Source organism: Alkalibacterium sp. s-m-28 (assembly GCF_054658175.1).
In genome coordinates, this window is sequence record NZ_BAAGIQ010000323.1 from 1 (window position 1) to 340 (window position 340).

The following is a 340-nucleotide window of genomic DNA, read 5'->3' on the forward strand; positions in this document are numbered from 1 at the left end:
TTTTTGCCAGTTTATGATTTTTCATCAGGTTCTTACTGGACAACGTTTCGATTACAATGACTTGGTTTTCGTCTGTAATCTTTTTGGATAGTTTGTGCAAGAAATCTTTGCGCTGATTGGCAATCTTTTCGTGCTTTTTGGCTACCTTTAAGCGTGCTTTATTGCGGTTCTTACCGCCTTTTTGTTTGCGGGATAATGACCGTTGCGCCTTCTTCAGCTTCTTTTCGGACTTGTACAGCGGTTTTGGATTTTTGTGCTTCTCAGTTTCCCCTAAATCATTGGTGGTGATCGCAAAATCAGAAATACCCAAATCAATCCCGATCTTCCGTTCAACTAATTG

1 protein-coding gene is annotated in these 340 nt (G+C 40.3%); it reads right to left on the minus strand.

Annotated elements, in window-relative coordinates:
• Positions 1 to 340, minus strand: a 340-nt coding sequence (locus ACYQ4S_RS12505) for an RNA-guided endonuclease TnpB family protein (RefSeq protein WP_459771499.1), incomplete at both ends; no start/stop codon positions are given.